Here is a 14,648-nt window from a genome sequence, read left to right as displayed (position 1 = left end):
CTTAGGCAGGCTGTGGGGTCAGGCGCTCGAACAGCGCCTCCAGGGTATTGAAACGTTCGTCGGGGCGTTCCATCGGTACCAGGAAGCGGAACTGGGTGGCCCCTTCGAACTTGTAACGTTTGGGCTGACCCTGGATCAGCTTGATCAGGGTCAGTGGGTCGACCGGTGTTTCGGCTTCGAACTCGAGCTTGCCACCGTTGGGCCCTGCATCGACTTTCTTGATGCCGAGCTTTTCCGCGTGCAGCTTGAGTGACGTCAGGCGCATCAGGTTCTTGGTCGGCTCTGGCAACAAGCCGAAGCGGTCGATCATCTCTACCTGCAAGTCCTTGAGGCCTTCTTCGTCGGCAGCCGAGGCGATGCGTTTGTACAGGATCAGGCGCGCATGCACGTCAGGCAGGTAGTCCTCGGGGATCAGTGCCGGCAGGCGCAGGTTGATCTCCGGGCCGCCGCCCAGTGGTTGCTCAAGGTTCGGCTGGGTACCTTTACGGATTGCCTTGACCGCACGTTCGAGCATTTCCATGTACAGGGTGAAGCCCACCGCCTGGATCTGCCCGCTCTGGCCTTCGCCCAGCAGCTCGCCGGCACCGCGGATTTCCAGGTCGTTGGTGGCCAGCACAAAGCCTGCGCCAAGGTCTTGCGTGTTGGCGATCGCCTCCAGGCGTTTTTCGGCATCGGCGCTCACCTTCTGACGGGTAGGTGTGAGCAGGTAGGCGTAGGCCTGGTGGTGGCTACGGCCAACCCGGCCACGCAGTTGATGCAGCTGGGCCAGGCCGAACTTGTCGGCGCGCTCGATGACAATGGTGTTGGCGCTGGGCACGTCGATACCGGTTTCGATAATGGTCGAGGCCACCAGCACGTTGAAGCGCTTGTGGTAGAAATCGCTCATCACCTGTTCCAGCTCGCGTTCGCGCATTTGCCCGTGGCCGATGCCGATGCGTGCCTCGGGCACCAGCTCGGCAAGGTCGGCGGCGCATTTTTCGATGGTTTTCACATCGTTGTGCAGGTAGTACACCTGGCCACCGCGCAACAGTTCGCGCAGCAGCGCCTCCTTGACCGTGCTCTTGTTCTGTTCCATGACGAAGGTGCGCACAGACAGGCGGCGTGCTGGCGGCGTGGCGATGATCGACAGGTCGCGCATGCCCGCCACCGCCATGTTCAGCGTGCGCGGAATCGGCGTGGCGGTCAGGGTGAGGATATCGACCTCGCTGCGCAGCGCCTTCAGCTGTTCTTTCTGGCGCACGCCAAAGCGGTGCTCTTCATCGATGATGGCCAGGCCCAGGTCCTTGAAGCGCACGTCGTCCTGCAGCAGCTTGTGGGTGCCGATGAGGATGTCGATCTTGCCTTCGGCAAGGTCCGCGGCGGCGGCGGCCACTTCCTTGGCCGACTTGAAGCGGCTCATCACTTCCACGGTCACGGGCCAGTCGGCAAAGCGGTCGCGGAAGCTGTTGTAATGCTGCTGGGCAAGCAGGGTGGTGGGCACCAGCACGGCCACCTGGCGGCCACTGTGCACGGCGATGAACGCCGCGCGCATGGCCACTTCGGTCTTGCCGAAGCCCACGTCGCCACAGACCAGGCGGTCCATTGGCTTGGGGGCCAGCATGTCGGCGCGCACGGCCTCGATGGCGGCCTGCTGGTCCGGGGTTTCCTCGAACGGGAAGCCGGCGCTGAAGGTGGCATAGTCAGCCGACGGGTCGGCAAACGCGTAGCCCTTGCGCGCGGCGCGGCGAGCATAGATGTCGAGCAGTTCGGCGGCCACGTCGCGGACCTGTTCGGCGGCCTTGCGCTTGGCCTTCTGCCAGGCCTCCGAACCCAGCCGGTGCAGCGGTGCCAGGGCGTCATCGCTGCCGGTGTAGCGGGCGATCAGGTGCAGGTTGGCCACCGGCACATACAGCTTGGCGTTCTCGGCGTATTCCAGCGTCAGGAATTCGGCAGCCTGGCCGTCGATTTCCAGGGTGGCCAGGCCCAGGTAGCGGCCGACGCCATGGTCGATGTGCACCACCGGCGCACCTTCGCGCAGCTCGGTGAGGTTCTTGATGACCGCGTCGTTGGCGGTTTCGCCGCGCTTGTCACGGCGCCGGCGCTGCATCACCCGCTGGCCGAACAGTGGGCTTTCGGCAATCAGCGCCAGCCCTGGATCGTCCAGCAGCAGGCCGTCGTCCAGCGGGGCGATGGTGATCGCCAGGCGTTCGGCACCGGTAATGAAGTCGTCCCAGCCTTCGACGGTATGCGGGCGCAGCTTCAGCCGTTCGAGCAGCTCCAGCAGCACTTCACGGCGGCCCGCTGATTCGGCAGTGAACAGTACGCGGCCGGGGAACTGGTCGAGGAAGTTGGCCAGCTCGGCCAGCGGCTGGTTGGCCTTGGCCTCGATGGCCAGGTTGGGCAGGGCGCGCGCCGGGAAGCGCTCGCGGCCCACGCCAGGCTCCAGCTCTTCGCTGCTGACCACCACCCGGGGCCACTGCTTGAGCCGGGCGAAGCAATCTTCCACCGGCAGGAACAGCTCGGCCGGCGGCAACAGCGGCCGGCTGAGGTCGCCGCGGCGGTCTTCATAACGCCCGCGCACGTCGTTCCAGAAGTGCTCGGCGGCCTGTTCCACACCGGGTAGCGAGAACACCTGGGTGTCGGTCGGCAGGTAGTCGAACAGGGTCGAGGTTTCTTCGAAGAACAGTGGCAGGTAGTACTCGATACCGGCGGGGATGATGCCGCTGGCCAGGTCCTGGAAGATTGCACTGCGGCGGAAGTCGACGTCGAAGCGCTCGCGAAAGCGTGCCTTGAAGCGGGTCACTTCTTCCTTCTGCATCGGGAATTCGCGTGCAGGCAGCAGGCGCACCGAATCCACCTTGTCGATCGAGCGCTGGGTCTCGGGGTCGAAGGTGCGCAGCGTCTCGATCTCGTTATCGAACAGGTCGATGCGGTAGGGCAGTTTGCTGCCCATCGGGAACAGGTCGATCAGCGCGCCGCGCACGGCGAACTCGCCATGCTCGTAGACGGTGTCGACACAACGGTAACCGCTGGCCTCCAGGCGCAGGCGCATCTGTTCCACGTCGATGGTCTGGCCCACATCCAGCACCAGGCTGCTGCCCAGCAGAAAACGCGTGGGCGCCAGGCGGTGCAGGGCGGTGGTGATCGGCACCACGAGGATGCCGTGGCTCAGCTCCGGCAGGCGGTACAGGCTGGCGATGCGCTGGGAGATGATGTCCTGGTGCGGCGAGAACAGGTCGTAGGGCAGGGTTTCCCAATCGGGGAACGGCAGCACGGGCAGGTCCGGGGCAAAGAAGCGCAGCTCCTGCTCCAGACGGTCGGCGGCCTGGCTGTCGGCCGTCAGCAGCAGGGTGAAGCGGCCGGCGCTGCTGGCGGCTTCGGCGATGGCAAGGCTGAGGGCGGCACCGGGCAGGTTGCCCCAGGTTTGTTTGCCGGCCGTGGCCGACATTTGCGGTAGGCGCAGAACTGACACGGGAGATTGCACTCCAAGCGTTGCGGCAAAGAGACCGATTGTACCGGTGACAGTGCCGGCTGTCAGGCTCGAAAGGGCATGAACACTGGCTTGCGTCACTGCGACAGGCACTCATTGCCGGTTCCGCGTTGGGGCGTCATAATGTAGCCCCTTTTTTCTGTCCCTACATGTGGAAGGTTCCCGTGACTCAGAAGCCCGACCAGTGTCTTGGTGAGTGGATTGATCGTGAAGCCCTGGCTGAAGCGATGATCCCGCTTATCGGTCAGCTCTACCGCAATAACAATGTGGTGAGCTCGATTTATGGCCGCAGCCTGATCAACCGTTCGGTTATCTCGATTCTCAAGGCGCACCGCTTTGCGCGCCACCGCCAAACCGACGAAACCGAACTGTCCGTCCACGAGACATTCCCCCTGCTCAAGGCCATGAGCGAGCTGAAACTGGGCGCCGCATCGGTCGACCTGGGCAAGCTGGCCAACAAGTTCAAGCAGGAAGGCAATGGCCGCACTGCCGAGCAGTTCGTCCGTGAAGAGCTGGCCGACGTGGTCGGTCAGCAGAACGCTTCGGCGCGCAAAGGCACCGACGTTGTCCTGTACGGCTTCGGTCGCATCGGCCGCCTGCTGGCGCGCATCCTGATCGAGAAGACCGGTGGTGGTGACGGCCTGCGTCTGCGTGCCATCGTCGTGCGCAAAGGCGCCGAAAACGACCTGGTCAAGCGTGCCAGCCTGCTGCGCCGTGACTCGGTGCATGGTCCGTTCGATGGCACCATCACCATCGACGAAGCCAACAACACCATCACTGCCAACGGCAACCTGATCCAGGTTATCTACGCCAAGAGCCCGAGCGAAGTCGACTACACCCAGTACGGCATCGACAATGCGCTCATCGTCGACAACACCGGCGTATGGCGTGACGCCGACGGCCTGGGCCAGCACCTGGCCTGCCCGGGTGCTGCCCGCGTGATCCTCACCGCACCTGGCAAGGGCGCGCTGAAGAACATCGTGCACGGTATCAACCACGGTGATATCACTGCCGATGACAAGATCATCTCGGCGGCCTCCTGCACCACCAACGCCATCGTGCCGGTGCTCAAGGCCATCAACGACCAGTACGGCATCGTCAACGGCCACGTCGAAACCGTTCACTCGTTCACCAACGACCAGAACCTGATCGACAACTTCCACAAGGGCAGCCGCCGTGGCCGTGCCGCGCCGCTGAACATGGTAATCACCGAAACCGGCGCCGCCACCGCTGCTGCCAAGGCGCTGCCAGTGCTGAAGGGCAAGCTGACCGGCAACGCCATTCGTGTCCCGACGCCGAACGTTTCGATGGCCATCCTGAACCTGAACCTGGAAAAGGCCACCACCCGCGACGAGATCAACGAGTACCTGCGCCAGACCGCCATGCACTCGGAGCTGCACAAGCAGATCGACTACGTGGCTTCCCAGGAAGTGGTTTCGACCGACTTCGTCGGCTCGCGCCACGCCGGTGTGGTTGACGCAGAGGCGACCATCGCCAACGACAACCGCGTTGTTCTGTACGTCTGGTACGACAACGAATTCGGTTATAGCTGCCAGGTGGTTCGTGTGATGGAAGACATGGCTGGTGTGAACCCGCCAGCGTTTCCACGCTGATTCGCTTGTAAGGCAATGAAAAAACGGGAACCTTCGGGTTCCCGTTTTTTTTATTCTGAATGTGTGTTGTCAGTGCCGGCCCTTTCGCGGGTAAACCCGCTCCTACAGGATTATCGCTGCCCCTGTAGGGGCTGGTTTGCCCGCGAAGAGGCCAGCACCGGCAACCGAGAAACCCTACTGTGCGCACAGCCCTACTGTTCATTCTGCTGCTACTCACCGCCTGCAACCAAGGCCCCACCCTGGAGCGCCTGGGTGGCCCGACCATGGGCAGCAGCTACAGCATTCAGTACGTCCGCGAGCCTGGTGGCCCGCTGCCTGCCCAGGTGCAGATGGCGGTGGAAACCATCCTGCATGACATCGACCACCACTACTCGACCTACCGCGGCGATTCCATCGTAAGCCAGTTCAACCGCTTGCCTGCGGGCCAGTGCCTGGCCCTGCCGCCTGACATGCTCGCGTTGGTCAGCCTGGGTCAGCACCTTGCCGAGCAGAGCGATGGCGCTTTCGATCTCACGGTAGAGCCTTTGCTCGATTTATGGGGCTTCGGCCCTCAGGCCCGTCACGAGCATGTACCCGAACCACAGGCACTGGCCCAGGTGCGCCAGCGCGTGGGTTACCAGCACTTGCGCGTCAAAGGTCGAGCCCTGTGCAAGGATGCCCCGGTGCAGCTCGACTTCAACAGCATCGTCGCCGGCCATGCTGTCGACTTGATCGCTGCGCGCCTGCAGGCCATGGGTATCAGTAGTTTTGTCGCCGAGGCCACTGGCGAGCTGAAGGCGGTTGGCCGCAAGCCTGACGGCAGCCCTTGGCGTATTGCCCTGGAACTGCCCCGCGAAGACCGTCAGATCGCCCGCCAGATCATCCCGGTCAATAGCCTTTCAGTATCAACCTCGGGTGACTATCGGCACTATTTCGAGCAGAATGGCCGGCGCTATTCGCACACCTTCGATGCCCGCCTCGGGCGCCCGGTCGAACATGACCTGGCTGCCGTTACGGTGCTGGACGCCTCAGCACTGCTGGCCGATGGCTATTCGACGCTGCTGCTCATCCTGGGCCCACAGCGAGGCTGGGATTTTGCCGTGGCGCATGATCTGGCTGCGGTTTTGGTGACTCGAGCAGAGGGAGGCTTCGTCTCCCGAGCTACGCCCGCGTTCGAACGGGCAGTGAAAGGCCAGTGAAAGCACAAGCAGGGATGATTGCCGCCAGGGAATGGGTGAAGCATATGTAGTGCGGGCAAAATTGGCCTACGACGCGACCAAGGGTTAATGTGCGCGGCGTTCAGGGTTGATTAGACTGCACCCGAATTTTCTCATGGCGCCCCGGCGGCATGATCGTGCCCCGCGAGCGACCGTGGCTTGCGGGCCAGTTCTGAAGGAGTACGCATGGCTGTCTACAACTACGACGTAGTGGTGCTGGGTTCCGGCCCGGCCGGTGAAGGCGCGGCAATGAACGCCGCCAAAGCAGGGCGCAAGGTAGCGATGGTCGATGACCGTCGCCAGGTCGGTGGCAACTGCACCCACTTGGGTACCATTCCGTCCAAGGCACTGCGTCACTCGGTGCGGCAGATCATGCAGTTCAACACCAACCCGATGTTTCGTGCCATCGGCGAGCCGCGCTGGTTCTCGTTCCCGGACGTACTGAAAAGCGCCGAGAAGGTCATCGCCAAGCAGGTCGCATCGCGCACCGGCTACTATGCCCGTAACCGCGTCGACGTGTTCGTCGGCACCGGCAGCTTTGCCGACGAGCAAACCGTGGAAGTGGTGTGCCCGAATGGCGTGGTCGAGAAGCTCAACGCCAAGCACATCATCATCGCGACCGGCTCGCGCCCCTACCGCCCGGCCGACATCGACTTCCACCACCCGCGCGTGTACGACAGCGACACCATCCTCAGCCTCAGCCATACCCCGCGCAAGCTGATCGTGTACGGCGCCGGCGTGATCGGTTGCGAATACGCTTCGATCTTCAGTGGCCTGGGCGTATTGGTCGAGCTGGTCGACAACCGTGGCCAGCTGCTGAGCTTCCTCGATTCGGAAATTTCCCAGGCGCTGAGCTACCACTTCAGCAACAACAACATCACCGTGCGCCACAACGAAGAGTACGAGCGCGTCGAAGGCCTGGACAACGGGGTGATCCTGCACCTCAAGTCGGGCAAGAAGATCAAGGCCGACGCCTTGCTGTGGTGCAACGGCCGTACCGGCAACACTGACAAGCTGGGCCTGGAAAACATCGGCATCAAGGTGAACAGCCGTGGCCAGATCGAGGTCGACGAGGCCTACCGCACTACCGTGGCGAACATCTACGGTGCCGGCGACGTGATCGGCTGGCCAAGCCTGGCCAGTGCCGCCCATGACCAGGGCCGGTCGGCCGCTGGCAGCATTGTCGATAACGGCAGCTGGCGCTTCGTCAACGACGTGCCGACCGGTATCTACACCATTCCCGAGATCAGCTCGATCGGCAAGAACGAGCAGGAGCTGACCCAGGCCAAGGTGCCGTACGAAGTGGGCAAGGCCTTCTTCAAGAGCATGGCGCGTGCGCAGATCGCCGGCGAGCCGCAGGGCATGCTGAAGATCCTGTTCCACCGCGAAACCCTGGAAATCCTCGGCGTGCATTGCTTCGGCTACCAGGCTTCGGAAATCGTCCACATTGGCCAGGCGATCATGAACCAGCCAGGTGAGCAGAACAACCTGAAGTACTTCGTCAACACCACGTTCAACTACCCGACCATGGCCGAAGCCTATCGGGTAGCTGCCTATGACGGCCTGAACCGGCTTTTTTGAGCGGCTCCGACCGGTGGCCTGAGCCGGTCGGAGAGACCGATTTCAACCCTACCCGAGGGTGGTCTTGGCCAAACCGGGAAAGTCTGTAATCAGGCTGTCCACACCAAAGTCAGCCAGCCGGCGCATCAGTGCCGGCTCGTTGACCGTCCACACCGACACATGCAAACCCTGGCCCTGTGCTTTGAGCAGGCGCTCGGGGGTGCATAGCGTCCAGTTCAATGCCAGCAGTTCGCAGCCGTAGTTCTGTGCCACCTTCAGCGGGTCGAGCCAGGCGTATTCGGCCACCAGCCCGCGCTTCACGTCTGGCACCAGTTCCAGGGCGGCGCCCAGTACTTCGCGTGAACTGGAGGTGATGGTCACCTTGTCCAGCAGGCCATATTGCTGGGCCAGTTCACGGATCGCCAGGACGGTGGTGGCCGCGCGGGTGCGCGAGGCGCTTTTCACCTCCAGTTGCCAGTGTTCGAACGGGCATTTTTCGAACAGCTCTTCCAGTTTCGGGATCGGGCAGGGCTGCACATGGCCCGGGCCGCCTTTGCGGGCATCGATCTTGACCAGTTCGGCGGCCGGGTGCTCGACCACTTTGCCGCGCCGGCCCGTGGTGCGCTTGAGGGTGGGGTCGTGGATGACCATCAGTTCGTTGTCGGATGACAAGTGCAGGTCCAGCTCGCAGCGGGTCACGCCATGGGACAGGCATTGCTGAAAGCTCTTCAGGGTGTTCTCGGGTGCTTCGCCCTTGGCGCCGCGATGGCCGTAGATCAGGGTCACGTTCGTTCCTTCAAATCAGGGAAAATTGGCTCAGGAGGCGGGGTCGTTCAGTTCCAGCTGCTGGCGCCGTTGTTGTTGCTGGCGCTGCAGGATGTATCGGGCCAGCAGTTGTCGTTGGGCGTCGGTCATGTCGATGAACTCGGTACCGACCTCGAAGCCGCCCTCCGGGCGAGGGTCGCAATGGGTAACCTTGCCGCGCAGCAGCAGGCCGTGGGCGCGCGGCATCAGCACCATTTTCACTTTCACCCGGGTACCGGGGGCAATCTGTGTGGCTTGGGCGGATTCGACGCCGCCTTCGGAAATGACCACCGGCAGTGGTTCGCCGACCTCGCCAAGCAGGGTTTGCCCAACCACCGCGCTGAGCAAGTCGAGGCGCTTGTTCTGTGCCCGCAGGAACGCGGCGAGGGTGCGGTCCTTGTCGCTTAACTGGCGCAACAGGTGTTGCGACTCGAAGTCGGCCAGGTGCAGCTCGCTGAGCAGGTTGAACAGCGGCGAATCATCTTGCAACACATCTGGTTCAAGGGCTTCGGCCGCGCTAAGGGGGCTTATTTGAAGTGCGATCCGATCTTCGATGCGGTAGTATTCGCGGCGATCTTCTTCGTCTAATGTCGTCATGGCGAACCCAAGGTAGCGGCGGTGGTCCGAGTGTAAAGCCGCCGTAGGCGCCTCGCCACAAGGACGTTCCCTTTCATCCGAACAAGCCCCGACATGTTCAGACCTCTTTTCGCATTCATCGGCACGCGTTATACCCGTGCCAAACGTCGCAATCACTTCGTCTCGTTCATTTCCCTGACCTCGATGATCGGCCTCGCCCTGGGCGTGGTGGTAATGATCGTGGTGCTGTCGGTGATGAACGGTTTCGACCATGAGATGCGCACCCGCGTGTTGGGGATGATTCCCCATGCCACGCTGGAGAGCGGCCAGCCCATTGCCGACTGGCAGGCCCTTGCCCAACAAGTAAAGCAGAATCCGCAGGTGGTAGCGGTTGCGCCGTTCACCCAGATGCAGGGCCTGCTGACCCATGATGGCAAGGTGCAGAAGGTGCTGCTCAATGGCATCGACCCCGCTCGCGAGCGCGAGGTGTCGATCATCGACAACTTCGTCCTGCAAGGCCGCCTGGACCAGTTGGCGCCGGGCGAGTGGGGCATCATGATCGGCGACAAGGCGGCGGCCAAGCTGGGCGTTGCCATCGGCGACAAGCTCACCTTCGTCGCCCCCGAGGTCAGCGTGACCCCCGCCGGCATGTTCCCGCGCATGAAGCGCTTCACCGTGGTTGGCACCTTCCACGTTGGTGCGGGCGAGATCGACGGCTACCTGGGCCTGACCAACATCAGCGACCTGTCCCGCCTGCACCGCTGGAAGCCCGACCAGGTCCAGGGCCTGCGCCTGAAGTTCGACGACCTGTTCCAGGCGCCGCGCGTAGCCTGGAGCATCGCCCAGCAGCTGGGCGACCAGGAATTCTATAGCCGTGACTGGACCCGTACCCACGGCAACCTGTACCAGGCGATCCGTATGGAAAAGGCCATGATCGGCCTGCTGTTGCTGCTGATCGTGGCGGTGGCGGCGTTCAACATCATTTCCACCCTGGTGATGGTGGTCAACGACAAGCGCGGCGACATCGCCATCCTGCGCACCCTGGGCGCCACGCCCGGGCAGATCATGCTCATCTTCATGGTCCAGGGCACGGTGATCGGGGTGATTGGTACGCTGATCGGCGCCGTGGTCGGGATCTTCGCGGCACTGAACGTGAGCGCGGCGATCGCCGGCATCGAGACACTGATCGGCCACAAGTTCCTCAACGCCGACGTGTACTTCATCGATTACCTGCCGTCGCAGATCCTGGCCCAGGACGTGTACATGGTCTGTGGAGCGGCACTGGTCCTGAGTTTCTTCGCCACCCTGTATCCGGCCTGGCGTGCGGCCCGCACCCAGCCTGCAGAGGCGTTACGTTATGAGTGAGTCGCGCATGAGTGATAAAGCCGTTCTGAGTTGCCGCAACCTGGGCAAGTCCTACGACGAGGGCCCGGAGTCGGTGCAGGTGCTGTCCGGGCTCAACCTGGAACTGCGGGCCGGTGAGCGGGTGGCCATCGTTGGCAGTTCCGGCTCGGGCAAGAGTACCTTGCTCAACCTGCTGGGCGGCCTCGACCGGCCGACCCAGGGCAGCGTGTGGCTGGCGGGCGAAGAGCTGTCGGCACTGGGCGAGCGTGCCCGTGGCCTGCTACGCAACCGCGAGTTGGGCTTTGTCTACCAGTTCCACCACCTGCTGCCGGAATTCACCGCCATCGAGAACGTGTGCATGCCGCTGCTGATCGGCCGGACGCCCATCCCCGAGGCACGGGAGCGTGCCGAGGCGCTGCTCAAGCGGGTAGGCCTGGGCCACCGCTTGAACCACAAGCCGGCCGAGCTTTCCGGCGGCGAACGCCAGCGCGTGGCGATTGCCCGGGCGCTGGTCAACCGCCCCGGCCTGGTGATGCTCGACGAGCCAACCGGTAACCTCGACCACCATACCGCCCAAGGCATCCAGGAGCTGATGCAGGAGCTGTCCAGCGCTTCGCGAACGGCATTCCTGGTGGTCACCCACGACCTCAACCTGGCGCGGCAGATGGACCGTGTGCTGAAGCTCGACGATGGCCACCTTGTGGCTATCTGATCGACTGCCGGGGTGGCAGGTGCTGCCCCGTTTTCCTGTTTCCATTGGGTGATTTCGTACATGTTCAGACCCTTGCCCATCTTTATCGGCGCGCGCTACACCCGAGCCAAGCGTCGCAACCACTTCATCTCGTTCATTTCGATGACTTCGATGATCGGCCTGTCGCTGGGCGTGCTGGCGATGATCGTGGTGCTGTCGGTAATGAACGGCTTCCAGCGCGAAATGAGCTCGCGCATTCTCGGCCTGGTGCCGCATGCCGCCATCCTGGGCGTGCAGCCGCTGGACGACTGGCACAAGGTGGCCGACGCCGCCATGAAAAATCCGGCGGTGATGGCGGTGGCGCCGATTACCGAGATGGAAGGCATGCTGTCGTACAAGGGCGCCATGCAGCCGATCCAGGTGGGGGGTATCGACCCGGCCGAGGAGGGCAAGGTTTCCATCGTTGGCCAGCACATTGTCCAGGGCCGCCTGCAGGACTTGCAGCCAGGTGAGTTTGGCGTGGTCATCGGCGAGCTGACCGCACGGCGCTTTCGCCTGAACACCGGCGACAAGCTGACCTTGATCGTGCCGGAAATCAGCAAGGAACCGGGTGGCATCACCCCGCGCATGCAGCGCCTCACCGTGGTCGGCATCTTCAAGGTCGGCGCCGAGCTGGATGGCTCGCAGGCCTATATCCATGTCGCTGATGCTGCCGAGATGCAACGCTGGGCGCCAGGCCAGGTGCAAGGTGTGCGCCTGAAGCTGCACGGCCTGTATGCCGCTCCGCAGGTGTCCAAGGCGATTGCTGCCGGGCTTGGTGACGCCTACCGGGCCGATGACTGGTCGCATACCCAGGGCAGCCTGTTCAGCGCCATGAAGATGGAAAAGACCATGATCGGCCTGTTGCTGATGATGATCATCGCGGTCGCGGCGTTCAATATCATCGCCACCCTGGTGATGGTGGTGAACGACAAGGGGCCGGACATTGCCATCCTGCGTACCTTGGGCGCCACGCCGGCGCAGATCATGGGCACGTTCATGGTCCAGGGCAGCCTGATCGGCATTGTCGGCACGCTGATTGGTGGCGTACTGGGCGTGATTGCGGCGTTCAATGTCAGCCAGATCGTCGGCTGGCTGGAGCGGGTGAGCGGGCAGCACATCTTTACCTCGGATGTGTACTTCGTCAGCAGCTTGCCGTCGCAGTTGCAGTGGGGGGATGTGGCGATCATCTGCACCGCCGGCCTGGTGATGAGTTTCCTGGCGACCATTTACCCGGCCTACCGGGCGTCGCAGGTGCAGCCGGCGATTGGCCTGGCGGTTTGATGTCTGCCTGAGATCCTGGGGGCGTAAAGCGCCCCAGGGTTACCGGTCTTGAGTGAACTCGATCACGAATCGGGTCCACCCACCCTCGCACTCCGCCCGTATGCATCCGCCATGGGCCTGCACGATCGACCGGGTAATCGCCAGGCCCAGCCCCGCATGCTCGCTGCTGCCTTCCCGTCGAGCCGGGTCCACCCGGTAGAAGCGGTCGAAAAGCCGCGGTAGCGCGGCCGGGTCGATAGCCAGCCCGGTATTGGCCACGTTGATCGTCGGCCCCGGCCCCAGGGTCACCTTGATCTGTCCTCCAGCCGGGGTAAAGCGCATGGCGTTGTCCAGCAAGTTGGACAGTGCCCGACGCAGCATATGCCGGTCACCGTGCAGTACGGCTTCACCCTCGCGCAGCATCTGCACGTCGCTGTCTTCTGCCAGGGGCGCGTAGTACTCCAGCAGCGCATCCACCTCGTCATGCAGCGCCAAAGGCGCGTCCCCTGGTACCAGCAGGCCGTGGTCGGCCTTGGCCAGAAACAGCATGTCGTTGATCATCTGCGCCATCCATTGCAGTTCTTCCAGGTTGCCATGCAGCGCCTCTCGGTATTCTTCGAGGCTGCGTGGGCGGGTGAGGGTGACCTGGGTGTGCGTCAGCAGGTTGGACAGCGGCGTACGTAACTCGTGGGCAATATCGGCGGAAAACGCTGACAGGCGCTGGAAGGCATCGTCCAGGCGCTGCAGCATCGCGTTCATGCTGCTGGCCAGCTCGGCCAACTCTTCGGGCATCTGCGCCACCGGCAGACGGGTGGTGAGGGAGCGCGCTGACACGCTGGCGGCCACCTGGCCCATCTGCCGCAATGGGCGCAGGCCGCTGCGGGCGGCCCAGGCACCCAATAGTGCGGTGATTAGCGCCGACAGGCCGACCGTCAGCCAGATCAGCCGTTGCATGCCCTGCAGGAAGTGCTGGTGGTGGGTGATGTCGAGGTACAGGGTCAGTCGCGGCGACTGCATGGCGCCCTGTGTCAGGGGCACGGACAGGCTGCGGTAGTCGATGCCTGGCGCATGCAGGGTGGCCAGCCCGGTGGCCTGCGCTGCATGCGGCAGCCCGCTGCGGCTTTCGAACCAGGTGGCGCCATTGCTGGCACTGATACGCAGGGCCAGGTCGGCCTGGTGACTCAGTTCATCGCGCAGGGCAGGCAGGCGGGCCTGGAGCTCATCAGCCGTGCTGACGCCAGCCAGTTGCGTACGAAACAATGACAGGCGCGAGTCCAGCAGTTGTTGGTCGAGTTCGACGAAGTGCTGCTCGCTGGCCCGGCTGAACAGCAGACCGGCGCCCAGCGAGACGGTGGCGGTGCAGGCGGCGAACAGCAGGGCCAGGCGGCTGCCGAGGGAAACCCGGCGCATCACTCGGTGCGCTCTTCGAGTACGTAACCCATGCCGCGGACAGTGTGGATCAGCTTGTTGGGGTGCGGGTCGTCGATCTTCAGGCGCAGGCGGCGGATGGCCACTTCGATCACATTGGTGTCGCTGTCGAAGTTCATGTCCCACACCTGCGAGGCGATCAGCGATTTTGGCAGTACCTCACCCTGGCGGCGCAGCAGCAGCTCAAGGAGTGAGAACTCCTTGGCGGTCAGGTCGATGCGCAGCCCGGCGCGCTCGGCGCGGCGGCGGATCAGGTCCAGGCGCAGGTCGGCCAGGCTCAGGATAGTGTCCTGGCTCGGGCTGGTGCCACGGCGCAGCAGGCTGCGTACCCGGGCCAGCAGTTCGGAAAAGGCGAACGGCTTGACCAGGTAGTCGTCGGCGCCCAGTTCCAGGCCATGCACGCGATCCTCGACGGCGTCGCGGGCGGTCAGGAACAGCACTGGCGTATCCAGGCCTGCCTGGCGCACGGCCTGAAGAATCTGCCAGCCGTCGCGGCCGGGCAGCATCACGTCGAGGATCAGCAGGTCGTGGTCGCCGGTCAGGGCGAGGAACTGGCCGGTCTCGCCATCGGTGGCCAGCTCGGTGGCAAAGCCGGCCTCGCTCAGGCCTTGGCTCAGGTACTGGCCGGTGCGGGCCTGGTCTTCGACGATCAGCAGTTTCATGCA

At 63.6% G+C, this 14,648-nt stretch carries 11 protein-coding genes; 6 read left to right on the top strand and 5 right to left on the bottom strand.

Annotation, left to right across the window (positions count from 1 at the left end; all coding sequences use genetic code 11):
• Position 1 precedes the first annotated feature (1 nt).
• Positions 2 to 3,451: a transcription-repair coupling factor gene (gene mfd, locus ACI7M0_RS18130; protein WP_010953136.1), complete on the bottom strand. Its 3,450-nt coding sequence runs from the start codon at positions 3,449 to 3,451 to the stop codon at positions 2 to 4.
• 167 nt (positions 3,452 to 3,618) lie between these two features.
• On the opposite strand from mfd, the gene ACI7M0_RS18125 reads away from it, so the two are divergent.
• The 3 genes from ACI7M0_RS18125 (at position 3,619) to sthA (ending at position 7,859) form a co-directional block, all read left to right on the top strand.
• On the top strand, positions 3,619 to 5,082 hold the full coding sequence (locus ACI7M0_RS18125) for a glyceraldehyde-3-phosphate dehydrogenase (RefSeq protein ID WP_010953137.1): 1,464 nt from the start codon (positions 3,619 to 3,621) through the stop codon (positions 5,080 to 5,082).
• 179 nt (positions 5,083 to 5,261) lie between these two features.
• Positions 5,262 to 6,260, top strand: a complete 999-nt coding sequence (locus tag ACI7M0_RS18120; protein WP_129933466.1) for an FAD:protein FMN transferase — start codon at positions 5,262 to 5,264, stop codon at positions 6,258 to 6,260.
• Between the two features lie 204 nt (positions 6,261 to 6,464).
• A complete protein-coding gene (sthA, locus tag ACI7M0_RS18115; protein WP_129933468.1) occupies positions 6,465 to 7,859 on the top strand; it encodes a Si-specific NAD(P)(+) transhydrogenase in 1,395 nt (464 codons plus the stop codon).
• Between the two features lie 48 nt (positions 7,860 to 7,907).
• On the opposite strand, the gene ACI7M0_RS18110 is transcribed toward sthA, so the two are convergent.
• Both ACI7M0_RS18110 and ACI7M0_RS18105 read right to left on the bottom strand, forming a co-directional pair.
• On the bottom strand, positions 7,908 to 8,624 hold the full coding sequence (locus ACI7M0_RS18110; RefSeq protein ID WP_003248799.1) for a glycerophosphodiester phosphodiesterase family protein: 717 nt from the start codon (positions 8,622 to 8,624) through the stop codon (positions 7,908 to 7,910).
• Positions 8,625 to 8,654: 30 nt separating this feature from the next.
• Complete coding sequence (locus tag ACI7M0_RS18105) at positions 8,655 to 9,239, bottom strand: PilZ domain-containing protein (protein ID WP_129933470.1); 585 nt, start codon at positions 9,237 to 9,239, stop codon at positions 8,655 to 8,657.
• A 93-nt stretch (positions 9,240 to 9,332) separates the two neighbouring features.
• Between ACI7M0_RS18105 and ACI7M0_RS18100 the strand changes: the two genes are divergently transcribed.
• The 3 genes from ACI7M0_RS18100 to ACI7M0_RS18090 are packed head-to-tail and all read left to right on the top strand — an operon-like array spanning position 9,333 to position 12,576.
• Positions 9,333 to 10,583: a lipoprotein-releasing ABC transporter permease subunit gene (locus ACI7M0_RS18100; RefSeq protein ID WP_010953141.1), complete on the top strand. Its 1,251-nt coding sequence runs from the start codon at positions 9,333 to 9,335 to the stop codon at positions 10,581 to 10,583.
• A 7-nt stretch (positions 10,584 to 10,590) separates the two neighbouring features.
• Positions 10,591 to 11,274, top strand: coding sequence for a lipoprotein-releasing ABC transporter ATP-binding protein LolD (gene lolD / locus ACI7M0_RS18095; protein ID WP_172830932.1), 684 nt, complete (start codon positions 10,591 to 10,593; stop codon positions 11,272 to 11,274).
• A gap of 60 nt (positions 11,275 to 11,334) precedes the next feature.
• On the top strand, positions 11,335 to 12,576 hold the full coding sequence (locus tag ACI7M0_RS18090; protein ID WP_129933472.1) for a lipoprotein-releasing ABC transporter permease subunit: 1,242 nt from the start codon (positions 11,335 to 11,337) through the stop codon (positions 12,574 to 12,576).
• Positions 12,577 to 12,615: 39 nt separating this feature from the next.
• On the opposite strand, the gene cinS is transcribed toward ACI7M0_RS18090, so the two are convergent.
• Both cinS and cinR read right to left on the bottom strand, forming a co-directional pair.
• The gene (cinS, locus tag ACI7M0_RS18085; protein ID WP_129933474.1) at positions 12,616 to 13,968 is read right to left on the bottom strand and encodes a two-component system sensor histidine kinase CinS; all 1,353 of its coding nucleotides are present in this window, start codon (positions 13,966 to 13,968) and stop codon (positions 12,616 to 12,618) included.
• Positions 13,965 to 14,645: a two-component system response regulator CinR gene (gene cinR / locus ACI7M0_RS18080; protein ID WP_010953145.1), complete on the bottom strand. Its 681-nt coding sequence runs from the start codon at positions 14,643 to 14,645 to the stop codon at positions 13,965 to 13,967. The genes cinS and cinR overlap by 4 nt, the downstream gene beginning before the upstream one ends.
• Positions 14,646 to 14,648 lie beyond the last annotated feature (3 nt).

This window comes from Pseudomonas sp. 10(2024) (genome assembly GCF_045164175.1).
Classification (GTDB): Bacteria; Pseudomonadota; Gammaproteobacteria; order Pseudomonadales; family Pseudomonadaceae; genus Aquipseudomonas; species Aquipseudomonas alloputida.
This window is presented reverse-complemented; position numbering and strand designations above follow the sequence as displayed.